This is a genomic window from Microbacterium trichothecenolyticum, from assembly GCF_041938625.1.
GTDB lineage: Bacteria > Actinomycetota > Actinomycetes > Actinomycetales > Microbacteriaceae > Microbacterium > Microbacterium trichothecenolyticum_D.
The window spans coordinates 205,988-228,218 of the sequence record NZ_CP169427.1 but is presented as its reverse complement, the minus strand read 5'-3'; the positions used below and the strand labels follow the sequence as shown (position 1 = coordinate 228,218).

Annotated in this window: 24 protein-coding genes and 1 pseudogene; 13 read left to right on the top strand and 12 right to left on the bottom strand. The window is 68.9% G+C overall.

The features are described 5' to 3' along the window. The first annotated feature begins 80 nt into the window (after positions 1–80). Positions 81–569, top strand: a complete 489-nt coding sequence (locus ACEYYH_RS01145) for a hypothetical protein (protein ID WP_374976474.1) — start codon at positions 81–83, stop codon at positions 567–569. A gap of 64 nt (positions 570–633) precedes the next feature. Beyond that, complete coding sequence (locus ACEYYH_RS01140; RefSeq protein WP_374976473.1) at positions 634–1,206, top strand: YdeI family protein; 573 nt, start codon at positions 634–636, stop codon at positions 1,204–1,206. Positions 1,207–1,222: 16 nt separating this feature from the next. Here the strand turns inward: ACEYYH_RS01140 and ACEYYH_RS01135 are convergent, their stop codons facing one another. From ACEYYH_RS01135 to urtA, 11 genes are all read right to left on the bottom strand, one after another. Further along, on the bottom strand, positions 1,223–2,893 hold the full coding sequence (locus ACEYYH_RS01135) for an alkaline phosphatase D family protein (RefSeq protein WP_374976472.1): 1,671 nt from the start codon (positions 2,891–2,893) through the stop codon (positions 1,223–1,225). 70 nt (positions 2,894–2,963) lie between these two features. After that, positions 2,964–3,647 (bottom strand): phosphatase PAP2 family protein, encoded by a 684-nt coding sequence (locus tag ACEYYH_RS01130; protein WP_374976471.1) that lies wholly within the window; start codon positions 3,645–3,647, stop codon positions 2,964–2,966. A gap of 91 nt (positions 3,648–3,738) precedes the next feature. Continuing rightward, positions 3,739–4,215, bottom strand: coding sequence for a DNA alkylation repair protein (locus tag ACEYYH_RS01125; protein ID WP_374976470.1), 477 nt, complete (start codon positions 4,213–4,215; stop codon positions 3,739–3,741). Positions 4,216–4,391: 176 nt separating this feature from the next. Next, a complete protein-coding gene (locus ACEYYH_RS01120; RefSeq protein ID WP_374976469.1) occupies positions 4,392–4,982 on the bottom strand; it encodes a helix-turn-helix domain-containing protein in 591 nt (196 codons plus the stop codon). After that, the gene (locus ACEYYH_RS01115) at positions 4,982–5,545 is read right to left on the bottom strand and encodes a TetR/AcrR family transcriptional regulator (protein WP_374976468.1); all 564 of its coding nucleotides are present in this window, start codon (positions 5,543–5,545) and stop codon (positions 4,982–4,984) included. The genes ACEYYH_RS01120 and ACEYYH_RS01115 overlap by 1 nt, the downstream gene beginning before the upstream one ends. Further along, positions 5,545–7,278 (bottom strand): purine-cytosine permease family protein, encoded by a 1,734-nt coding sequence (locus ACEYYH_RS01110; RefSeq protein ID WP_374976467.1) that lies wholly within the window; start codon positions 7,276–7,278, stop codon positions 5,545–5,547. The genes ACEYYH_RS01115 and ACEYYH_RS01110 overlap by 1 nt, the downstream gene beginning before the upstream one ends. Before the next feature lie 46 nt (positions 7,279–7,324). Beyond that, entirely contained in the window at positions 7,325–8,005 is a 681-nt protein-coding gene (gene urtE / locus ACEYYH_RS01105) for an urea ABC transporter ATP-binding subunit UrtE (protein ID WP_374976466.1), read from the bottom strand. Beyond that, positions 8,005–8,826 carry an urea ABC transporter ATP-binding protein UrtD gene (gene urtD, locus ACEYYH_RS01100; protein ID WP_374976465.1) on the bottom strand — a complete coding sequence of 274 codons (822 nt, stop codon included), beginning with the start codon at positions 8,824–8,826 and terminating at the stop codon, positions 8,005–8,007. The genes urtE and urtD overlap by 1 nt, the downstream gene beginning before the upstream one ends. Continuing rightward, positions 8,823–9,956 carry an urea ABC transporter permease subunit UrtC gene (gene urtC / locus ACEYYH_RS01095; protein WP_374976464.1) on the bottom strand — a complete coding sequence of 378 codons (1,134 nt, stop codon included), beginning with the start codon at positions 9,954–9,956 and terminating at the stop codon, positions 8,823–8,825. The genes urtD and urtC overlap by 4 nt, the downstream gene beginning before the upstream one ends. Further along, positions 9,953–10,837 (bottom strand): urea ABC transporter permease subunit UrtB, encoded by an 885-nt coding sequence (gene urtB / locus ACEYYH_RS01090; protein ID WP_374976463.1) that lies wholly within the window; start codon positions 10,835–10,837, stop codon positions 9,953–9,955. Before urtB ends, urtC begins: the two co-directional genes overlap by 4 nt. Before the next feature lie 116 nt (positions 10,838–10,953). Then, positions 10,954–12,255, bottom strand: coding sequence for an urea ABC transporter substrate-binding protein (urtA, locus tag ACEYYH_RS01085; protein ID WP_374976462.1), 1,302 nt, complete (start codon positions 12,253–12,255; stop codon positions 10,954–10,956). 276 nt (positions 12,256–12,531) lie between these two features. On the opposite strand from urtA, the gene ACEYYH_RS01080 reads away from it, so the two are divergent. The 7 genes from ACEYYH_RS01080 to ACEYYH_RS01050 all read left to right on the top strand — a co-directional run bounded on the left by ACEYYH_RS01080 (position 12,532) and on the right by ACEYYH_RS01050 (position 18,140). Next, positions 12,532–12,834, top strand: coding sequence for an urease subunit gamma (locus tag ACEYYH_RS01080; RefSeq protein WP_116194926.1), 303 nt, complete (start codon positions 12,532–12,534; stop codon positions 12,832–12,834). 9 nt (positions 12,835–12,843) lie between these two features. Beyond that, complete coding sequence (gene ureB, locus ACEYYH_RS01075; protein ID WP_374976461.1) at positions 12,844–13,176, top strand: urease subunit beta; 333 nt, start codon at positions 12,844–12,846, stop codon at positions 13,174–13,176. Further along, positions 13,176–14,879, top strand: coding sequence for an urease subunit alpha (locus tag ACEYYH_RS01070; protein WP_374976460.1), 1,704 nt, complete (start codon positions 13,176–13,178; stop codon positions 14,877–14,879). Before ureB ends, ACEYYH_RS01070 begins: the two co-directional genes overlap by 1 nt. Beyond that, positions 14,879–15,553 carry an urease accessory protein UreF gene (locus ACEYYH_RS01065; RefSeq protein ID WP_374976459.1) on the top strand — a complete coding sequence of 225 codons (675 nt, stop codon included), beginning with the start codon at positions 14,879–14,881 and terminating at the stop codon, positions 15,551–15,553. Before ACEYYH_RS01070 ends, ACEYYH_RS01065 begins: the two co-directional genes overlap by 1 nt. Next, positions 15,546–16,328, top strand: a complete 783-nt coding sequence (gene ureG / locus ACEYYH_RS01060) for an urease accessory protein UreG (protein WP_374976458.1) — start codon at positions 15,546–15,548, stop codon at positions 16,326–16,328. Before ACEYYH_RS01065 ends, ureG begins: the two co-directional genes overlap by 8 nt. 45 nt (positions 16,329–16,373) lie before the next feature. Then, entirely contained in the window at positions 16,374–17,063 is a 690-nt protein-coding gene (locus ACEYYH_RS01055; protein WP_374976457.1) for an urease accessory protein UreD, read from the top strand. Positions 17,064–17,132: 69 nt separating this feature from the next. After that, positions 17,133–18,140, top strand: coding sequence for a HoxN/HupN/NixA family nickel/cobalt transporter (locus ACEYYH_RS01050; RefSeq protein WP_374976456.1), 1,008 nt, complete (start codon positions 17,133–17,135; stop codon positions 18,138–18,140). Positions 18,141–18,149: 9 nt separating this feature from the next. Here the strand turns inward: ACEYYH_RS01050 and ACEYYH_RS01045 are convergent, their stop codons facing one another. Further along, positions 18,150–18,434 (bottom strand): MerR family transcriptional regulator, encoded by a 285-nt coding sequence (locus ACEYYH_RS01045; RefSeq protein ID WP_374976455.1) that lies wholly within the window; start codon positions 18,432–18,434, stop codon positions 18,150–18,152. A gap of 381 nt (positions 18,435–18,815) precedes the next feature. Here ACEYYH_RS01045 and ACEYYH_RS01040 point away from each other — a divergent pair, with 381 nt between their 5' ends. The 4 genes and pseudogenes from ACEYYH_RS01040 to ACEYYH_RS01025 all read left to right on the top strand — a co-directional run bounded on the left by ACEYYH_RS01040 (position 18,816) and on the right by ACEYYH_RS01025 (position 22,149). After that, positions 18,816–19,109, top strand: a complete 294-nt coding sequence (locus ACEYYH_RS01040) for a hypothetical protein (protein ID WP_374976454.1) — start codon at positions 18,816–18,818, stop codon at positions 19,107–19,109. Between the two features lie 37 nt (positions 19,110–19,146). Then, positions 19,147–19,545 carry a hypothetical protein gene (locus ACEYYH_RS01035; protein WP_374976453.1) on the top strand — a complete coding sequence of 133 codons (399 nt, stop codon included), beginning with the start codon at positions 19,147–19,149 and terminating at the stop codon, positions 19,543–19,545. A gap of 54 nt (positions 19,546–19,599) precedes the next feature. Further along, a pseudogene (locus ACEYYH_RS01030) lies at positions 19,600–19,812 on the top strand (DUF1214 domain-containing protein); the annotation flags it as partial. A 1,020-nt stretch (positions 19,813–20,832) separates the two neighbouring features. Then, entirely contained in the window at positions 20,833–22,149 is a 1,317-nt protein-coding gene (locus ACEYYH_RS01025) for a protein kinase (RefSeq protein ID WP_374976452.1), read from the top strand. Positions 22,150–22,231 lie beyond the last annotated feature (82 nt).

The window sequence follows — 22,231 nt, the reverse complement described above, 5'->3', positions numbered from 1 at the left end:
GAGAGGACAGTGGCTTGGCCCACACAGCTGGACAGACACGGGGCGCCGGTCGCGCCCGTCGACGCACTCTGATCGGGGCGGTGACAGTCGCAAGCGCGCTGACGCTGGCCGGTTGCACCGCGTCGGACGCTGCAGCCGAAGGCGCGAAGCCGACACCCTCCCCGCCCGCTGCGGCGGCCGGCGCGCAGTCGTCGCCCACCACGGATGCCGCAGCCAGGACTGATGCTGCTGAGGTCACGGACACTGACACGTGCGCGGCGATCTCGGATGTCCTGACGATCCAGTTCAACGCCGAGGCGGCGCTGCGAGACGGACGGATGCAAGCGCAGGAGCAGCAAGCATGGAATCGTCTGGCGACCCGCGTCTTCGACAGGGCACCCATCTCGGGCGAGACCGTCCTCAGCCAAGCCGTCGCTGATCTCCAGGCATCGATCCCCGACAGCCCGCCTGGCGCGCTGGGCACGACGTTGATCGGGACAGATGAATGGCTCGCCGCGTTCCCGACGATCACTCAGCTCTGCGCGCAGGCGGGAGCACAGGTCGTCACGGAGGGCTTCGTCGGCGGTTAGCGCGTTCAACGTCACGTATGCAGAGGTGGGTCACCGATGCTCTGACGGCCGCTACCATGCCGCCATGGTCGACCGCGCGAACAAACCCGAACTGCACCTTGACACCGTCGCGGACTGGGAGGCCTGGCTGGACTCGAACCCCGACCCGACCGGGATCCGCTTGCGACTGCGGAAGACGGCCACGACCCGGCCCGGGATCACGTACGCCGAGGCGCTCGATGTCGCACTGTGCTTCGGATGGATCGACGGGCAGAAGCAGTCCCTCGACGCCGACTACTTCCTGCAGACCTTCACACCCCGACGATCGCGGAGCATCTGGTCGAGGGTCAACATCGGCCACGTGACCCGGTTGATCGAGGAAGGCCGCATGCGTCCCGAGGGTCAGCTCGAGATCGACCGCGCGAAGGCGGACGGCCGATGGGACCGCGCGTATCGGCAGCGCGACGGCGACCTTCCCGAGGAACTGCAGGAGGCCCTGGACGCGGACCCGAAGATCGCGGAGGCCTTCGCGTCCCAGTCGGCGCAGAACCGCTTCGCGATGGCCTTCCGCGTCGCCAACCTGAAGCGACCCGCGTCGCGCGCAGCACGTGTCGCCGAGTACGTCGAAATGCTGAAGCGGGGCGAAACCCTCCACTGACCAGCTGCGCAGCCGATCAGGACGACAGTTCGGAGTCTCTCTTCGCCGGAACCGTGAGCGATGCCACCTCCTCGAGACGAGGATGTCGCTCGTCTCCGTCTTCAATCACCCCCGTATGCCAGGTCATGGTGAATCCGTCGGGTCCCTCCTGCAGCAGCGCGAGGTTGTTGTCGAACCACGGACCCTTCGCTGTCTTCCAGCGGAACGGGGGGTCGGGAACCTTCGCCGAATGCGCGGCTGCGGCACCGAGCGGTGTCGCCGCGCCGTACGACATCAGGGCAGAGAACCAACGCAGGAAGCGGGGCAAGGGATTCCGCACGGGTGAGCAGACTGCCTGCACGATGCGGCTGCCGCTCTCGCGCTCGACCTCGGCCAGATACGAGTAGTGCACGTCACCGGACAGGAAGGTCACCGTCATCGGCGACGGACCGCGATCGCCGTCTGCCAGCTCCATCGCAATCCCGGCAACCGCCTGGAAGCTGTTCTGGAACGCCGCCCAGTGTTCCAGGTCGAAGGCGCGCCGCAGCCGTTCGCCCACCCACGCGGCCAGTCGGCCCCACGCGCCCTGTGCGATCGCCTCATCCCAGGCTTCGACATGATGCAAACCCAAGGGCAGGAGGAACGGGAGCGAGGTGGCGATCAGCACGTGGCGGAATCCGCCCTGCATGTGGTCGTCGAGCCACGAGAGCTCGCGAGCGTTCAGCAGCCCCCGAGCCGACGGAGTGAGATCTCGCGCGACGCGGGAATCCACGACGATCAGACGGGTCCCGTCGAAGTCTCGGGAGTAACTCCAGCGGTAGCTGTTCGGGTCCTTGTCGCAGCGGTCGGCGAATTCGTCCAGCGCCGCGGTGAGGTCGCGGGCAGCGGCGTCCCGGCGCCCACTGACCTGCTGCCACATCTCGTCAGCGGCACGTTCGCGGGGAGACAGGTTGCCGAGGTGCTGGTACACCCAGTACGACGCCAAGCCGGCGACGATGCGTTCGTGCCACCAGGTGGTGGCCTCCATCTTCCTCTTCCAATCGAGCGAGGCGTTCCAGTCGTCGCGGATGTCGTGGTCATCGAAGATCATCGCGCTCGGTACGCAGGAGAGCAGCCACCGATTCGCGTCATCCGACCATGCCAGTTGGTAGAGGTGGGCGTACTCTTCGAAGTCTTTGAGCTCCTTGCCCGGCTCCTTGTGAATGTCGCGACGGCTGCGGATGAATGCCTGCATCTCCTTCGTGGTCGAATCCGCGTACACCTGGTCGCCAAGGAAGAGCAGCAGGTCTGGCCGCACCTGGCGGCCGTCTGCCACCGCGAGCGCGAAGGCACGCAGCGAATCGACGCCATGGGTTCGGTTGCCTGACCGGTCGTGCGCGACACTGGTGCGGCACGACCCGTAGGCGATCCGCGACCGTTGCCCGGGCGCGCGCGTCGCGATCACCGATGCCGGATACTCCGAGCCGGGGTCGGGCCAAACAGGGACCCCGTCGATCTCGACCCGGTAGGGCAGGACGCTGCCAGGCTCTAGCCTGTCGACTTCAACCAGCGCGAAATGGTGGCCGTGCACAGCGAAGCTGCGGGCCTGCCACGCCCGTCCCGCGGCGTGGACGCTCACCAGACACTCGGCTTGCGTCTCCACCCAGATGCTGGCCGAGGTCTCGTCGACGTAGCGGAGCATCGGCCCCAACAGCAGCGGGGATCCCATGAAACCCGTTCTACCCCGATTCACACCACAGCGGCCAGAGAGGCCCGTGAGCGAAGCGGCGACAGGCCGCCTACGACGAGATCAGCCCCTGCCGCACCACACCGGCGCTCCACCGTCCCAGGATGACGCCGGCGACGGTGTCCGAGATGTGATGCTGGCCGCGGTAGACCCGCGAGAACGCGATCGCTCCCGGAATCCCGTACCGAATAATCGGGCCGAGGAGCCGCGCGCCGCGGGCGCCGTGACGATCGAGCAGGTCGGCGAGCGTGCCGTGGAGTGCGAAGGCTGCCGCCGTGTGCCCGGACGGGAACGACGACGTCGCGTGCGGCTGCTCCGGGCGCCACACCCCCTCGGGTCGTGGCCGCCCCACGAGCGCCGCGGATGCGACGAAGCACGCGGTCTCGAGCGCGAGCACCGCGGCAGGGGCGACCGCTGAGCGCCGGTCGCGCGTCAACAACCAGGTGACGCCGCACCAGATCGCCCCGTTCGCGATGGTCTGCGGCACGCCGGAATACCACGAGAGCGGCGCGGTGACCCGGTCGATCGGCTCGCGTGGCCCAGTCGGATCGGCGGTGCCAGTCGCGACGGCGGCATCGCCGTCGTCCGGCCGGTGGCCGAACGCGTTCTGGAGCGCACGCACGGCCCGGTCCTCGCGTGGGTCGTCGCCGCCGAGGAGCCGCATCGCCCGCCCCGCCGCGGCCAATAGGGCGATCGCGCCAAGCCCCGGCACGACGACGGCTCGGAGCAACGGCATGCCCACAGGCTAGCCGCGCGGCCGGGACGGGAGCAGGTCGGAGCGCCTCGCCCGGTGATCGGGCGATGTGTCCAGTCGCGGGTGCCGGCCGTCACAGGAGAGCGGCGGCGGCGCGGAGACCCTCGGCATCCGCCGAGGCCCAGCGGTTCACGATGCGGCGGGCACGATCTGCCCCATTGCCCGTCAGTCGGGCGAGCAGCGGCCGCACCACATCCAAGGCCAGCGGCTCGATGAGATCTGGGATGCGGGCGTCGCGGAGAAACCCCTCGATGCGAGTGAGGTCGTTGCCGGTGAGCGCGTCCACCTGCCCCTGCAGCAGCACGATCGCTGCAAAGCGGCGCTCGAAGACAGGCACCGCCCACAGCTCCGACGCGAGGGCGGTGATCTCGTCGTGCGGGAGTCCGCGATGTCGCCTGAGCGCGTCGCGGACGGTACCCCGGATCGCTCCCACCGAGGCGCCGTAGACCCGCAGCCCGCCGACCGACGCGTCTCCGTCCGCCCAGGTGCGCCACTCCGACGCCTCGGCCCGTAGCGTGCGGTCGATGAAGGCGGCGGCGGGTGAATCCACACCACCATCCTCGCTCCCTTAGGGAAGGACGAAGCCCCCGCGCGACCAGGTCGGGCGGGGGCTCGCTTTGGTATTTCAGCGATCGCGGCTCATAGTCTGTGTCCTTCCCTCGGGAACAATGAATCTAGTCAGCGATGAGGACTTTGACAACGGCCGTGGCGCCATTCGTGGCCCCCTTACGATCGCGTCCCGTCCCCACCGCCGAGGTCGCGGACCGGGTCCAGGATCGCTTCGGCAGCCCACGTGGCGGCGTCGGCGATGTCGCGGCCGCTCATCCCGAGTTCGCGGCGCATCGTCACCCAGGTCGCCGAGGAGTCGAGGTGGCACAGCGCCGCCACGACGGCCCGGCGATCGTCGTCGCCCAGCGACGGCACCTCGCGGCGCAGCATCCCGTCGAAGTCGTCGCGATGGGGTGCCGGGTCGGCGCCGTTCACGCCCCGCATCGCCGTCTCGGCGACGACGTGCGCCAGCTCGGGCCGGCGGTCGTACGCCTCCATCGCCTCGCGAATCGCGATCGGCACGTCGAAGATCGAATCCGACTCCGCGCGGGTGAAGATCGTGCGCTCGATCCATGCGGAGGTCGCAAGCAGGAGGTCGACGCGCGTCGGGTAGTAGCGGAAGACCGTGCGCTCGCCGACGCCCGCGCGCAGCGCGATGAGTCGGAACGAGACGTCGTCGGTGCCGACCTCCTCGATGAGCTCGGCGTACGCGGCCAGGATCGCCGCCTGCGTCCCCGAGATCTGCGACGCCGGTGGAGGCGTCGCCATCACGCCGCCCGATTCGCCTCGGTCGCCGCGGGCAGCACCCGCCGCAGGGCGAGATCGAACACCCCGAACGTCTCGTCGGCGCTCATGTCGAACCCGGTCCGCATCCGCGCCCAGAACATCGGCGAGGCGAAATAGCGGATGGATGCTGCGGCCCGCCGCGCGTCGCGACGGTTCAGGCCCGGCGCCACGGCGTCGATCATCGAGACGATCGCCTCGGTGATCGGTGCGGCCGGGTCGTCCGCAGTCGGAGAGAGCGCGCCGCCGCGGGCCGCGACGAAGGCGAAGGCCGGTTCGGCGTCGTACGCGCGGAACCGTGCCCGCACCGCGTCACGGAACTCGCTCGCCGTGCGGAAGTCCGGGACCGGGAAGTGCTCCGCCTCGATCCAGCGCGCCAGGGCCTCGAGGAGGTGCGACCTGGTCGGAAATCGACGGTAGATCGTGCGCTCCGAGACCCCGGTGGCCTCGGCGAGTTCGAGGTAGGAGACGTCTTCGAAGGTGCGCTGCCGCAGCAGCAGGGCGGCGCTCGCGAGGATCGCAGACGGGGTGTCGACGATCTCGTCCATCACAGCATCCTTCCCCGCCCGTCTCGATGGAGCGTGGTGGCCGGCTCCGCCGGGAGGACGTACCGGTCGGAGTCGTCGAGCGTCAGCGCCAGGGACGAGACGAACTGCAGCTCGCCCCGTGGTCCTGACTCGGCCGAGGCCAGCATATCCGGCCGCTCGAACGTGTAGCCGGTGACATGGCAGCGCAGCCGCTCGCCGGAGGGATTGCCGTCGCTGTCGAGGATCGGGCTCGGGATGCCGTCCGATGTCCGTCGCAGGTAGTAGCGCCCACGGGTCGCGATCGCCATGAGCGGCGTGACGACGACCGCGACGCCGATCGCGACGAGCACCGAGAACGGCTGCATCGCCGGCCCGAACGCGCCGGCGAAGCACAGCAGGGAGAGCACCGAGGCCAGGCCCACCGAGACCGGGCCGACGGGATTCCAGTTGTGGAGCATTCCGCGGCGGAACTCCGGGAAGAGCGGAGACAGCCGCAGCAGGTGCTTGTTGATCACGATGTCGGCCGAGATCGTGACGAACCACGCCATGACGACGTTCGCATACAGGCTCAGCACGAAGGAGATGAGGCTGAACACGTCCATCAGCATGAGCGAGAGCGCGATCGCGAGGTTGAAGATCACGAAGACCGTCCGGCCGGGGTACCGCTTCTTCACCCGCGTGTAGACGTTGGACCAGGCGAGCGAGCCGGAGTAGGCGTTCGTCACGTTGATCTTGACCTGCGCGACGACGATCAGAACGAGCACGAGTGCGAGGGCGATCCAGTCCGGCACCAGGGACTGGTACATGCCCAGGAACTGCTTCACCGGCTCGGCGGCGCGGTCGGTGAGCGCCGGGTCGACTTTCGTCACGAGATAGACGGCGAGGAACAGCCCGATCACCTGCTTCGTTCCGCTGAAGATCACCCACCCGGGACCGCTGAAGACGAACGCCGCCCACCAGGACCGCGAGTTCGCGGCCGTGCGGGGCGGCATGACCCGGATGTAGTCGATCTGCTCGGCGAGCTGCGGCGTCAGCGCGAAGCACACGGCAGCGCTCGCGACGATGGCGCTGAAGCTCACCGTGCCGTCGGAGGCACCCTCGAACCCGATGAACTCGGTCACCGCGTCGGGCTGCGTGAACACGACCCAGATGAGCGGGAGGAGGGCGAGCGCGAGCCAGAGAGGCGTGGTCCAGAACTGCAGCCGCTCCAGCGCGCGCATGCCGTAGACCACGATCGGGATCACGACCACCGTCGAGATCACGTAGCCGATCGGCAGCGGAATCCCCACCGCGACTTCCAGGCCCTGGGCCATGATCGCGCCTTCGAGCGCGAAGAAGATGCACGTGAAGCCCGCGAAGACCACCGTCGTGATGATCGAGCCGTGATAGCCGAAGCCCGAGCCCCGGGCGATGAGGTCGAGGTCCAGGTTGTACCGCGCCGCGTAGTACGCGACGGGGAACCCGACCACGAAGATGATGACGGAGGCGAGCAGGATGCCGAGGACGGCGTTCGTCGTGCCGTGCTCGAGACCCACACTGGCCCCGATCGAGAAGTCGGCGAGGAAGGCGATGGAACCGAGGGCGGTGCCGCCGACGGAGAGGGCGCTCCAGCGACGGAACGAGCGCGGCACGTAGCGGAACGCGTAGTCCTCGAGGCTGTCTTCGGCGGCGGAGCGTGCGTCCCCACCCCGCGCGCCGGCTCTCACGCCCAGCGCATGCACACTCACCTCCAGCGCTTCCACTGTCTGGATCATGCCGGAGGCGTGTTTCGCCCCTGTTGCCGCGGCGAATCGATCTGGTTCAGATCGCCATCGCGCCGCGGACGGTGTCGATGGCGGCGGCACCTCCCTCGCCGGTCATCGTGATCCGGCCGGACTGCAGCACGTAGAACGTGTTCGTGGACCGCAGGGCGAAGCCGACGTGCTGCTCGACGAGGAGCACCGAGAGGTCGCCGCGGCGGGTGAGGTCGATGATGACGCGCTCGATGTCGGCGACGATGTTGGGCTGGATGCCCTCGGTCGGCTCGTCGAGCACGAGGAGTCTCGGCTTCGTCAGCAGCGTGCGGGCGATCGCCAGCTGCTGGCGCTGACCTCCGGAGAGCAGGCCGGCGCGGCGGGCCAACAGCTCCTTCAACACCGGGAACAGGTCGAAGACCTCGTCGATGTCGGACTGCCGCTTCGCGACCAGCTGCAGGTTCTCGAGGGTCGTCATCTGCGGGAACGACTGCTGCCCTTGGGGGACGTACCCCAGTCCGCGCTGCACGCGTTTGGAAGGCGGCATCCGTGTGACGTCCTCGCCATCGATCAGCACCTGGCCGCTCATCACCGGAATCAGCCCGGTGGCGACACGGAGGAGCGTCGTCTTTCCGGCGCCGTTGTGGCCCATGACCGACACCGCCTGAGAGGTGGGGATCTCGACGGTGACGTCGTGGAGCACCTTGGTGCGCCCGTAGCCGGCGGTGACTCCCTTGATCTCGAGCATCAGTGATCGCCCTTCCCCTCGACGGCGGCGTCCGCGGCCGACCCGAGGTAGACCTCCTGGACCCGCTTGTCGGCCTGCACCTGCTCGACCGTCCCCGCCGTGAGGAGCTTGCCCATGTGCATGACCGTCACCCATTCGGCGTAGTTGCGGACGAAGTCCATGTCGTGCTCGATCACGATGATCGTGCGCTCGTCGCCGATGCGGCGCAGCAGCTGCCCCGTCTCGTCGCGCTCGTCGGCGTTCATGCCGGCGACGGGCTCGTCGAGGAACATCACCTTGGCGTCCTGCACGAGCAGCATCCCGATCTCGAGCCACTGCTTCTGGCCGTGCGCGAGGGTTCCGGCCGGCTTGTCGCGCAGAGCGGTCAGCCCGATCGTCTCGAGCGCCTCCTCGACATACGACGGGACGCCGCGACGCGTGAGCGGCAGCCGCCACGCCTTGCGGTGGACCCCGCCGGCGATGTCGAGGTTCTGCAGCACCGAGAGTTCATCGAAGACCGTTGCGGTCTGGAATGTACGGCCCACCCCCGCGCGGATGATCTTGTTCGTCTTCATGGACAGCAGGTCCATGCCGTCGTACGTCGCCGTGCCGGAGGCCGGGACGAGCCCGGTCAGCGCGTCGACGAGCGTGGTCTTGCCGGCGCCGTTCGGCCCGATCAGGAAGTGCACCTGCCCCTTGAGCATGAGCAGGCTCACGTCGTTCACGGCCGTGAACGCGTCGAAGGTCACCGTGAGGTTCGACACCTTCACGGATGTCTCGGCATCGGGAGTCAACGGCTCCCCCGCGTCGGCGAGGGGAGGCGTCGCGTCGGTCGCGCTCATGCTGCCAGCCTCCTGTCGGCCTTTCTGGGCCTGTCTGCCGTGCTCCGCGCCGCGGTCCACATCCTGCTGAAGAGCGAGGCGAGTCCGTTCGGGAGGAACAGCGTCACCACGATGAACAGCAGGCCGAGGATGTAGATCCACCCTTCGGGCCAGCTCGACGCGAGGCTCGACTGCCCCCAGCCGATCGCCATCGCCCCGAGCACCGGGCCGAAGAGCGAAGCCCGCCCCCCGAGTGCCACGCCGGCGATGAACAGGATGGATGCGGACGCGCCGATCTCCCGCGGCGTGATGATGCCGACGAGGGGCACGAACATCGCCCCGCCGATGCTCGCCATGACCGCGGCGATCACGAAGGCGACGAGTTTGATGTTGGCCGGGTCGTAACCGAGGAACCGCACGCGATCCTCGGCGTCACGCGTTGCGAGCAGGAGCTCGCCGAAGCGGCTGCGATAGAGCTGCCATGCCACCAGCATGCACACGATGAGCAGGCCCACGGTGATCATGTAGATCATGAGCTTGTTCGCGTCGTCGTTCAGGACGTAGCCGAAGAAGTACTTGAAATCGCTCAGCCCGGTGTCGCCCCCGGTCTCACGGATCGTCGAGCTGACCAGCACCGCCAGCGCGACGGCGAGCGCCTGGGTCAGGATCGCGAAGTACGCCCCTTTCACTCGGCGCTTGAACAGTGCGAATCCCAGGACTCCCGCCACGATCACCGGCAGCAGCACGATCGCCAGCACGGTGAACAGCTCGCTGCGGAACGGCTCCCAGAACGCGGGAACCGCGGCCAGCGGGTCGTAGAGGATCATGAAGGTGGGAGTCGCACCAGGCCCCGCCGTCTCGAGGGTCATGTGCATCGCCATCGCATAGGCACCGAGCGCGAAGAACACGCCCTGCCCCATGACGAGCATGCCGCCGCGACCCCAGGCGAGGCCGATGCCGACCGCGACGATCGCCCAGGCGCTGTACTTGCCCAGGTTGTTGATCCAGTGCATCGAGAGCACATTGGGGGCGACCACCAGGAGGAGCACCGCGAACACCCCGATGCCGATGAGTGACAGCCACTGCCTGCGATCCCGGGCGTCGGGCTTGGCGACGGGGCTCACGGTATCGGCCTTCGTCAGTTCGGTCATGCCAGCCCCCTCGTGCGCACGGTGAACAGGCCCTGCGGGCGGACCTGGAGGAAGACCACGACGAGGACGAAGGCGAGCACCTGCGCGAGGCTGCCGCTCGTCCAGTCCGCGAAGAACGCCATCGCGACACCGATCACCCATGCGGCGATTACGGTGCCCTTGATCTGGCCGATCCCGCCGGCGACCACGACCAGGAAGGCGGGGATGATGTACTGCACGCCCATCTGGGAGTTCGTGCCGCCGATCAGTGAGGCGGCGACGCCCGCGACGCCGGCGAGTCCCGACCCGACGAAGAACGTGATGCGGTCGACGTTGCGGGTGCGCACGCCGACGGTCTCGGCGAGGTCCCGGTTCTGCACGGTCGCCCGGATGCGGCGCCCGAAGGACGTGTACTTGAGCCACGCGGCGAGCGCGGCGACGCAGACCCCGGCGAGCAGGATGGTGAACGCCTGGCGGTAGGGCCACGCGTAGCCGAAGACGTCGATCTGGCCCTGGAGCCAGCCGGGGTTCTCGACGGGGACGCCCTGAGCGGGGAAGATCTGCAGCGCCACCTGCTGCAGGATCAGCGAGACGCCGACGGTAGCGAGCAGCGTGTCGAGAGGCCGCCGGTACATCCACTGGATGATGCTGACCTCGAGCAGCAGTCCGAGGAGACCGGCCACCACGAACGCGACCGGGAGCGCGACCGGGATGGAGATGTCGCTGGAGGGGATGACGAGCTGGGTCAGGTAGGTGACGAAGGCGCCGACCATGATGAACTCGCCGAGCGCCATGTTGATCACCCCCATCTGACCGAAGATGAGCGTGAGCCCGAGGGCCGCCAGCAGCAGCAGCGCACCCACGGCGCTGCCGTTGAGCAGCGGGGGGATGAGTGCTTCCATGTGCGATCACTCCCTTCTGGACGAGTGCGTTCGGTGCGAACGCGGGGTGCGGATCGGGTGGATGCTGCGACCCCGTGCCGTGCGTGCGGCACGGGGTCGCAGCATCCGTTGCGGAATCAGCCCGCGGCGGCGACCAGGGAGTCGCGGACGCTCGCCGGGAACCAGTCGTACTCGTAGAGGTACGGGTCGGGCTCGATGAACTCGTCGGACGCCCAGACGATGTCGAACTGGTTGTCGGCGTTGATCTTGCCGATGTGGCCCGGCTTCGAGATGTGGTGGTTCTCACCGTCGAGGGTGACGACGCCCTCGGGCGCGTCGACGGTGATCTCGTTCTCGGTCGCCGCGGCGTTGATCGCGTCGACGTCGAAGGATCCGGCCGCTTCGACGAGGGCCTTGTAGAGATACATCGAGATGTACGCGGCCTCCATCGGGTCGGAGGTCACTCCGCTCGAGCCGGGGTACGCCTTCCACGCCTCGATGAACGCGGGGTTGTTCGGGGTGTCGAGCGACTGGAAGTAGTTCCACGACGCGTAGTTGCCGGTGACCTCGTGGCCCATCGCCGGGGCCTCCTCCTCGGCGATCGACACCGAGATGATCGGCGTCGTCTCGGGCGAGAGGCCGGCGTCGTAGTAGGCCTTGATGAAGCCGACGTTGGACGAGCCGTTGATCGTGTTGAAGATGTAGTCGGGGTCCGCCGCGGCGATCTTCGCCACCTGGGTGGTCCAGTCGTCCTTGTCGAGGGGCACGTACTCCTCGCCGACGATCTCGATGCCGAGCTCCGCGGCGTACAGCTTGATGATCGCGTTTGCCGTGCGTGGGAAGACGTAGTCGGATCCCGCGAGGAACAGCGTCTCGACGCCCTGGGAGGCGAGGAAGTCCATTGCGGGGATGATCTGCTGGTTGGTCGTCGCCCCGGTGTAGTAGATGTTCGGCGACGACTCGAGGCCCTCGTACTGCACGGGGTAGAAGAACAGCCCGTTGTGCTCCTCGACGACGGGCTTGACGGCCTTGCGCGACGAGGAGGTCCACCCGCCGAAGATCGCGGCGACGCAGTCCTGGGTGAGGAGCTTCTCGGTCTTCTCCGCGAACGTCGGCCAGTCGGTGGCGCCGTCCTCCTGGATGTACTCGATCTGCTTGCCGAGGATGCCGCCGTCGGCGTTGATCTCGTCGGCGGCCATGTGCAGGACGTTCGACACCGTCTTCTCGGAGATCGCCATCCCGCCCGTGAGCGAGTTGAGGAAGCCGAGCTTGATGGTGTCGCCGGACGTGTCGACGCAGCTCTCGGCGGCCGCGGCCGACTCGGTCGGGGCGGCGTCACCGGCGCGGCTGCCGCAGCCGGAGAGGACGAGGGCGGCGCTCGTGACGAGCGCTCCCGCGGCCAGGATCGCCCGGAGGCGCTTCCTGTGGGTGGTGATCATGCTGTGCTCCGTTTCGGGGTGATGCGGTGCGTTTCGGGTGTGATGCGGTGGGGTGCGAACCGAGCGCACGGGCGCTGCAGGTTGGGTCCCACCCTGGGGCCGCGGCATTACATTGCCATTGCTCGAACGTATCGAGCATGTAAACAAAGCGACCGCCGGTTTCGTGATTTCCATTGATTTTCCGGGGTTTTCGGCGTGCTTCGCGCGCGCGATAGAACATCACTGCTCCCGAGCGATGGCAGACTTCTGACACATCGACGACGGAGGGAGCACCCCATGCACCTGTCACCAGCGGACACGGAGAAGCTGCTGCTCGCTGTGGCGGGCATGGTGGCGCGCGACCGCCGGGAGCGCGGCGTCAAGCTCAACCATCCGGAGGCGGTCGCACTGCTGTCGACCTGGGTCATCGAGCGCGCCCGCGACGGAGCGGAAGTGGCTCAGCTGATGACCGAAGGACGCACGGTGCTGAGCCGGGACGACGTGATGGACGGCGTCGCCGACATGCTCGCCGACGTTCAGGTCGAGGCGACGTTCCCCGACGGCCGCAAGCTCGTCACCCTCCACCATCCGATCGACTGAGGAGCTGCCATGGCATCAGGTTCATCATCCGGACCCGGCGCCATCCGGGTGCGCCCCGGATGGATCGAGCTCAACGCGGATCGGACCGCCGACGAGCGGCTCGAGCTCGTGATCCTCAACACCGGCGATCGGCCGGTGCAGATCGGCTCGCACATCCACCTTCCCGACGTGAACGCCGCGCTCGAATTCGATCGCGCCGCCGCCGCGGGGTTCCGGCTCGACATCCCCTCAGGCACGTCCGAGAGGTTCGAGCCCGGCGTCTCGAAGCGCGTCGCCGCGGTGTCGCTCCGCGGGAGTCGCCGGGTGGCCGGCATCCAGATCCGATCGACGGAGGACGACTGATGGTGCGCATCGAGCGCGAGCGGTACGCCCGCATCTACGGGCCCACCACGGGCGACCAGATCCGGCTCGGCGACACCGACCTGTGGATCGAGCTGGAAGACGATCTCACCGTCGGCGGCGAAGAGGCGGTATTCGGCGGCGGAAAGTCGATCCGCGAATCGATGGCGCAGAGCACCGTCTCGCGCGCCGACGGCGCACTCGACACCGTCATCACCAACGCCGTGATCCTCGACTGGTGGGGCGTGGTCCGCGCGGATGTCGGCATCCGTGACGGACGGATCGTGGGCATCGGGCGTGCGGGCAACCCGGACATCGCCGACGGGGTGGACCCGCGGCTCGTCATCGGCCCCTCCACCGACGTGATCTCGGGCGAGGGGAAGATCCTCACGGCCGGGGCGATCGACTCCCACGTGCACCTCCTCTCCCCCTCACAGATCCACGAGGCGCTCGCCACCGGCATCACGACGATCGTCGGCGGGGGTACCGGGCCGTCCGAGGGCTCGAAGGCGACGACGGTCACCCCCGGCGCCTGGCATCTCGAGCACATGCACCGCTCGCTCGACCGGCTGCCGGTGAACGTGCTGCTCCTCGGCAAGGGCAACACGGTGTCGGCGGCCGCCTTCGAAGAGCAGGCGCTGGCCGGCGCGGCCGGCTACAAGGTCCACGAGGACTGGGGCTCCACGCCCGCGGCGATCGACGCCAGCCTGCGCGCCGCCGAGGAGTGGGGGCTGCAGGTCGCCTTGCACAGCGACTCGCTCAACGAGGCCGGCTTCGTCGAGTCGAGCATCGCGGCGATGGCGGGACGCAGCATCCATGCCTTCCATGTCGAAGGTGCCGGCGGAGGCCATGCGCCCGACATCCTGTCGATCGCAAGCCTGCCGTACGTGATCCCCGGGTCGACGAACCCGACTCTGCCGCACACCGTGAACACGGTCGCCGAGCACCTCGACATGCTGATGGTCTGCCATCACCTCAACCCGGGCGTGCCCGAGGATCTCGCGTTCGCGGAGTCCCGCATCCGTGCCACGACGATCGCGGCGGAAGACATCCTGCACGATATGGGGGCGATCTCGATCACGTCCTCCGACGCCCAGGCGATGGGCCGCATCGGCGAGGTGATCACGCGCACCTGGCAGGTCGCGCATGTCATGAAAGCCCGCCGCGGCTCGCTCGGCGGGAACCTTCCCGCCGACAACGAACGCGCCCGCCGCTATGTGGCCAAGTACACCGTCAACCCGGCGATCGCCCATGGCATCGACGGCGAGGTCGGCTCGGTCGAGGTCGGCAAGCTCGCCGACCTGGTGCTGTGGGATCCGCGGTTCTTCGGCTTCCGCCCCAGCGTCGTCGTCAAGGGCGGAGGATTGGTGTGGGGGGCGCTCGGCGACCCGAACGCGTCGATCCCGACGCCGCAGCCGGTGCTGATGCGTCCCTCGTTCGCCGACGCGATCGGGGGCTCCCTGTCGGTCTCGTTCGTCGCTCCCGCGGCGCTGGACGCCGGCCTCGAGGAGCGCCTGGGACTCACCCGCCGCCTCCTGCCGCTGCGCTCGACGCGCGAGGTCGGCAAGGCCGACATGCGCAACAACGACGCGCTCCCCCGCATCGACATCCGACCCGACACCTTCGACATCTCTATCGACGGCGACCGCGTCGAGCCCGCGCCCGCCGCACGACTGCCCCTGGCCCAGCTCTACCAGCTGTTCTGATGCCACCGCTCTCCGCCTCCACCGCCGCCTTGCTGCTGGCCGACGCGCGGCTGCCCTCGGGCGGTCACGCCCACTCGGCGGGCGTCGAGCCTGCGGTGATGGCGGGGGTGGATGCTTCGCACCTCGGTGCGCTCCTGCACGGCAGGGCTGAGACGACCACCCTCGTCGAGGCGGGCACCGCCGTCGCCGCGCGGCACGCCCGCCTCGCGGGCGGCGATCTCGACGCGGTCGAGGCCGCGTGGGCAGCCCGCACCCCGAGCGAGGCGCAGCGCGACGCCGCCCGGGTGCTGGCCCGCGGGTACCTGCGCGTGGGCGGCACGCTGCTTCCGGGGGACGAGGTCATCGCCGTGTGGCGTGCACGTCCCAGCCCGCCGCCGCGGCCGTGCGTGCTCGGGGTCATCGCCGCCGGTCTCGACATCGCGCCGCGGGAGCTGGCGCGACTCGTGGTCTACGAAGACATGCAGGCGGCCGCCGCCGCCGTGCTCAAGCTCGAGCCGCGCGATCCGCTCGAGCTCGTGTCGCTCGTGGCCGAACTGTGCAGCGGCGTCGAAGACCGCCTGGCCGCGATCGCCGCGATCACCGACCCCACCGAAATCCCCGCACTCACCGCACCACAATCCGAAGCGTGGGCCGAGGCCCACGCGCGATCCACCAGGAGGCTCTTCCGTGCCTGAATCCACCGCATCCCGCGCCCTGCGCCTCGGCGTCGCCGGTCCCGTCGGCACCGGCAAGTCATCGCTGATCGCGACGATCTGCCGCGCGCTCGCCGACGAGATCCGCATCGGCGTCATCACGAACGACATCTACACCGACGAGGATGCCCGCTTCCTCCGCTCGGCCGGCGTGCTCGAGCCCGAGCGCATCATCGCCGTCGAGACCGGCGCGTGCCCGCACACCGCGATCCGCGACGACGTCACCGCCAACCTCCTGGCCGCCGAAGACCTCGAGCGCGCGTTCGCTCCGCTCGACATGGTCGTGATCGAGTCCGGCGGCGACAACCTGACCGCCACGTTCTCGCCCGCGCTCGTCGACGCGCAGATCTTCGTGCTCGACGTCGCCGGCGGCGGCGACGTCGCGCGCAAGGGCGGACCCGGCATCGGCCGCGCCGACCTCCTGGTCGTCAACAAGACCGACCTCGCCCCGTACGTCGGGGTGGACGTCCCGCAGATGGTCGCCGATGCGACCGCCGCGCGCGACGACCGACCGGTGCTCGCCCTGTCGCGCAGCGACGCCGCATCGGTGGCCGCGCTGCGCGCGTGGGTGCTCTCCGTGCTGGCCGCACACCGCGCGGGCTCGCACATCCCGCAGGATCCGGGTCCGATGGCGCCCCACTTCCATGCCGACGAGGACGGCAACGGCTTCCTCCACTCGCACGAGGACGGCGCGGCGCCGCACGCGCACGCCGCAGATGAGCCCGCGCACAGCCACGCCGACCACGTGCACCCCTGACCCGTGATCCCCACCGTCGTCGACATCTCGCCTCGAGGAGTGGGGGTGTCCTGCACGCTGGAGGGCGAGCTCGTCGTGCCGCGACTCGTGCGTCGGCACGGGAGATCCGTCGAGGTCGCGCTGGTCGCCGGGCGCGCGATGCTCCTTCCCGGCGACGACGTACGCCTCCGGATCACCGTCGGCGAGGGCTGCACCCTCTGCCTCGTCGACATCGGCGGCCTCATCGTCTACGGGCGCCCGGGCGAGACCGGCGACGCGTCGCAGTGGCACGCCCGCGTCGACCTCGAGCCCGACGCACACCTCACCTGGGACGGGCTTCCGACGGTGATCACGGATGCCGGTTCCCTCACGCGGTCACTGACCATCAGGCTCGGACGCCTGTCGTCGGCGGTCCTGCGCGAGACCCTCGTCCTCGGCCGCACCGGGGAGCTCGGCGGCCGGCTTACGGCGGACACGGATGTGTCTGACACGATCGGGCCGCTCGTTCGCGAGACCCTCGAGGTGCGCGGCGATGCCCGCGTGCCCGGAATCCTCGGCGCGAACCGGGTCATGGACAGCATCATCGCCGTCGGCCACCAAGAGCCCGTCGCCGATGTCCCCGGCGCGACCCGCCTGGAGCTCGACAGGGGAGGAACGGTGCTGCGCTATCTCGGCGACGCCGCGCACGACAGTCCGCTGGGCGGCGTCCTCCTCGGCGGGGCGCGGCTCGACCGGGAGCCTGCGCATGTCGGTTGAGAACACGAACGAAGCGGCGCGCTCGGGGCGGGGCCTTCTGCCACCGATGCGGCCGGGAACGAGGCATCCATGAATCGCATGACACCGACCGCGCGCCGCGTGCTGGTCGTCGCGGGCGCTCTGCTGCTCGTCAGCTGGACGCTGTTCACTCTCGTGGTGCTGCCCGGCGACTATCAGGCGGGCACGTCCACCTTCGGGATCGGCCTCGCCGTGACCGCCTTCGTGCTCGGCATGCGCCATGCGTTCGACGCCGACCACATCGCCGCCATCGACAACACCAGCCGCAAGCTGGTGGACGACGGGAGGGACCCGTCGAGCGTCGGCCTGTGGTTCGCGCTGGGGCATTCCACGGTGGTGCTGGTCGCGGTCGGCCTTGTGACGGCCGGAGTCGGAGCCCTCACCTCCCAGATCGGCGCGGAGGATTCTCCGCTGGCGGTCTTCACCGGGGTGTGGGGGCCGACGGTGTCGAGCATCTTCCTCCTGGCCATGGCGACCGCGAACCTTGTCATCCTCGTGCGGCTTCTCCGTCGCGCGCGCGGAGACGCCGGCGGTCAGAGTGCCGCGGTGCCGGGTGGCCCTATCTCGCTGATCATCGCGCGCACCGCGGCGACGCTGGATGCTCCGTGGAAGATGTTCGTCGTCGGCCTGCTGTTCGGGCTGGGTTTCGACACCGCCTCCACGATCGCGCTGCTTCTGATCGCCGGCGGAGCGGGCATCGTCATGCCGTGGTACGCCGCCATGGTCCTGCCGCTGCTGTTCACGGCGGGAATGGTCGCGTGCGACGGCATCAACAGCATCGTCACGGCGAGGCTCTACCGTTGGTCGGCGGATCGCCCCGAGCGGCGCCGCCGCTACAACGCCGCCCTCATCCTGCTCTCGGTCACCGTTGCGTTCATCGTCGGAACCGTCGGCCTGTGCGGCGTGCTCGTCGACTCCGCCGGGATCCGGTGGGCCCCTGTCGAGGTCATCGCGGCGACGAACCTCGATTCGTTCGGATTGATCATCGTCGCCGCACTCCTCCTCGCCTGGCTGGCGAGCTGGATCTTCGCCCGCTCGCAGCGCGAGGCTCGGGCGTGAGCGAGGTCGTCAGGAGTGCTCGGCGGTGAGGACAGCGTGCATCTCGCGGAGTCGGGTGTTCTCGTCTTCCAGGTGCAGCACCATCGCGATGCCCGCGATGTTCAGTCCGGCCGCGAGCAGTTCGCTGATCCGGCGGAGCCGGACCAGATCGTTGGCGCTGTAGCGGCGTGTGCCACCCCTCGTGCGCCCTGGTTCGAGCAGGCCACGCGCCTCATACGCACGGAGGTTCTGCACCCCCATGCCGACCAGCTCGGCGGCGACGGAGATCCCGTACACCCCCTGCGCGTCATCCACCCCGCTCTCCACCATCGCCTCACACTCCCCGCATCCCGCATCCCAGGATTTTCCTCTTGCATCAGCCTGTCACGAGTGATACAACAAATCTATAGCGCAGGGCACAGATCCTTGAGAGCTGTGCCGGTTCGAAGCATCCAACAGAACACACCTGCTGTCAGTCAGCACGCCGATCTCGTGAGGTGGCGGCGCGCCTCGCCCGCGTCGTTCCCTGTCGAGCCGTCGCAGTCTCGTGTGCGACGCCCGCACCCCACGGTGCCCGTGTTCAGGTGGGCCGGGCCGCCGCCCTCCTCCGAGATCGGCCGCCACGCTGACAGTCATCGATGTAACGGAAGCACGGTGACGCCCGGCGCCACCAACGACCTTGATGGACGAACGATCATGACCGTCGACAACAGCCGATTCGAACTCAGCACGATCGCCCCCGGCGAATGGGTGATCATCGACACCCGATACCCGCCGCGGCACACGCACCGCACCGTGGCCCGGATCTGGGAAGCCGATGCCAACCAGTGCGAGGTGGCCTGGATGCGAGACCTCGCCCGGCCCACCCGGTACGCCACTGCGCACGACGTCCTCGCAGACCTCGGCACCACCCCGCAGCGGACCAAGCCCGTGCCTATCCCGCACCTCGCCCCGCCCCGGGTGCACGACGGACACCTCGCCAGAGCCTGATCCGCTGGCGCAGAGACGACAAGCGAAGAGGTGCACAGTGACAGAGAAGGCGAGCGCCTGGCGGCGGTACGACTACACGTTCTTCCCCGTGTTCCACGAACGGTTCGAACAGCGGTTCGGGGAAGGCACCGCCCCATTCCTCGACCCGGCGGTGTACGACGCCGACCAGCCCCGACCACGGGCACAATGGATCAACGTCGACACGGGCGCCGCCGTAGCCGTGGTCCCGGTCTGGGAGGACGACCAGTCGGAACGCTCCTTCGCCGTGTTCTACCTGCCCCCGTACGGAGGCATCTGGGTTCTGCGGCCGCCCGGGCTCACCGGGTACACCGAGATCCCCGGCAAGACCGTGGCGGACGATCCCGCGATCTCACTGCGCAACGACTCGTTCCACAAAGCCGTCGAACACGCCGAGAGATTCATCCACGGCCAGTAACTCCGCGCGAGTCCGTGATCAGACCCACCGGGCCATGGTCCAGGGCGTCACTCCCGCGGCGACCGCACACCGACCCCCGACGCGGACGGGTACTCCACGATCGAACTCGGCGCCGACGACGAAGCCAACCGGGGCAACCCGAACTACCTCCCGCTGCCCGAGAAGGACTCGTCCCTCGTCCTCCGGCTCTACGGTCCGAGTCCGGCGATGCAGGACGGCGAGTACACCATGCCGACCTTCGAGGTCACCCGCCCCGCGAGCGTCTGACGGGCACGCTCCACGGGGACACGGACACCCCGATCCGGATCCTCATGCCGGCGTCGTCCGGGAGAGGGACCCCAGCGCGCGGGACCTGACCTCGCGCGGGATGGTGCGTAGCGCGCTTCCCCGGAATCTGCCTGTCTCCTGGCGTTAACACCGATGTCGTACCATCGCATCAGCACCGCGACCACTCCTGAGAGTCAGACCCGGGATGAGGTGAGAGAACCGTGACGGCACCGGGGTACGAGATCAGCGTCTGGGAGCGTTACGCCACCGAGTTCACTCTTGCGTTCGCTGACAATCCGTCGCGTATCCGGGCGGTGCGGGTGGCGTACTACGAGCACGGGTTCGATGTCGACTTGATTGCGCAGCTCAGCGGCTTCCCTGTCTGGAGGATCCGACAGGCGTTATCCCACGGGCTCCCTCAGGGGAGCTGAAAGAGTCGTCGACCATAGTCGCAGAACTGCCTCGTCCATCGATCATCCCTTAGCGGGCGGTGCAGGTTGCAGGGGTCTCAGAGATGCGGCGCCGGCGAAGAGCTCCGAATGGCGCGAATCTCGCGCCACTGTCGCCAGTCGGGTGGGCGCCGCCATCATCCAATGCGGGTCGCGACGACATACGGGGAGTATGTGGGCGCTCACTGCGAGGCATCCGGAGAGCTGCACGACCGCTTGGCGCTCGACGACGATGAACGCGGATCCCCATTCGCGCACTGCTCGCAAGCGGGACGTCGTGAGCGGGCCTGAGTACGTTCGAGAGGCACCCGCATGCGGGCGGTGAACGACTGCGGGACCGTGACCGGGGGTCTGATCCGATCGGCAGCCGCGAACCGTAGCGCGGTCGATTCCGGCGCCCGGCGCTCATGAAAACGCGACGAAGGTTCTCAGGGGGTTGTTGTCGGCTCACGAGTCTCCTCCGTCGCCATCTCCCACAGCTGCGCGGAACCGTCAAGGGGACGGCGCGGTGTGTACGCAGCGGCTACCGTCGTAGGGGCTGTCGCGGTCGGTCGAGGCGAAGGAGGAACCGATGGCAGAAGCGAACGTCGGCGACACGGCGCCACTGCTCGACGGGCGCTATCGGCTCGGCGACCTCGTGGGTGAAGGCGGCATGGCGCGCGTCTACCGCGCGGACGACGTTGTGCTGGGCAGAACGGTGGCGATCAAACTCATCCGGCCCGGCATCGACGGCGCGTCGTCGGAGCGCGCGCGCAGTGAGATGACGGTGCTCGCTTCGCTGAATCACCCGTCGCTCGTGACCCTGTTCGATGCGCGCCTGGTGCCCAGTCAGCCCGAGTACCTCGCAATGGAGTTCGTCGACGGCCCGACTCTCGCTGCTCGACTGGCCTCGGGCGGCCCGCTGCCGCCGCACATCGTCGGAAACCTTGGGGCCGAGCTCGCCGAGGCTCTGCACGTCGTCCACAAGGCCGGTGTCGTGCACCGCGACATCAAACCCTCCAACGTGCTGCTGAGCCCGCCGCAGATCCCGGGCGCTCGCCCGCGCGCGAAGCTCGCCGACTTCGGCATCGCCTACTTGCTCGACACATCGCGGATCACCACGCCGGGGCTGGTGATCGGAACGATGGCCTACCTGGCCCCCGAGCAGCTCCGCGGCGACACGCCCACGCCCGCGGCCGACATCTACTCGCTGGGTCTCGTTTTCCTCGAGGCGCTCACCGGCGAGCGGGTGCACCCGCAGGGCGGCGGCATGGCCGCCGCGGTCGCCCGCCTTGAGAAGCAACCCGAGATCCCCGCCTCCCTGGATCAGCCCTGGATCGATCTGCTGACACGGATGCTGCACCCCGAGCCCTCGCAGCGACCGACCGCCGCAGAGGTCGCGGCCGCGACCGGCAACCTCGCACAGCGTGCTCCCGTCCCCGACTCGCTTGTCGCGATGACGGGGGCCACCGTCCCGTTCACCGCGCCGACCCTCATAGCTCCGGTCGGCGTCGTCACGGGGGCCGGCCGGCCTAACGCCGCGGCACTCCCGCCGGCCGCGACGGCAGCCGGCCAAGGCGCTCGGCGCAATCGCCGGATGGCCATCATTGCGGGCGTGCTCGCGACAGGTGCTGTCCTCGTCGGAGCCGTCGTCGGGATCGCGGCGCTCAATCAGCCACCCACCCCGGCGCCCGTGGTGACGACCCCGGCAGCCCCAGACCCCTCCGACGCCCCGCCCGCCGAGGTGAACACCGGAACCGGCGGCGCGGGCGAGGACCCGGGGATGACCGAGCAGGAGCGCAAGCAGGCTGATCAAGAGCAGAAGCGACTAGAGCAGGAACAGCGCAAGCAGGCGCAAGAGGAAGAGAAGGGGCTCAGGGAAGAGCAGGGGGAGAACGAAGACGACTGATCCCCACACCGCAGTCCCGACGTCGGACTTCGTGCGCGTGGGACGGATCCAGGTGCGACGCACCTCGCCGCGGTTTGCCGGG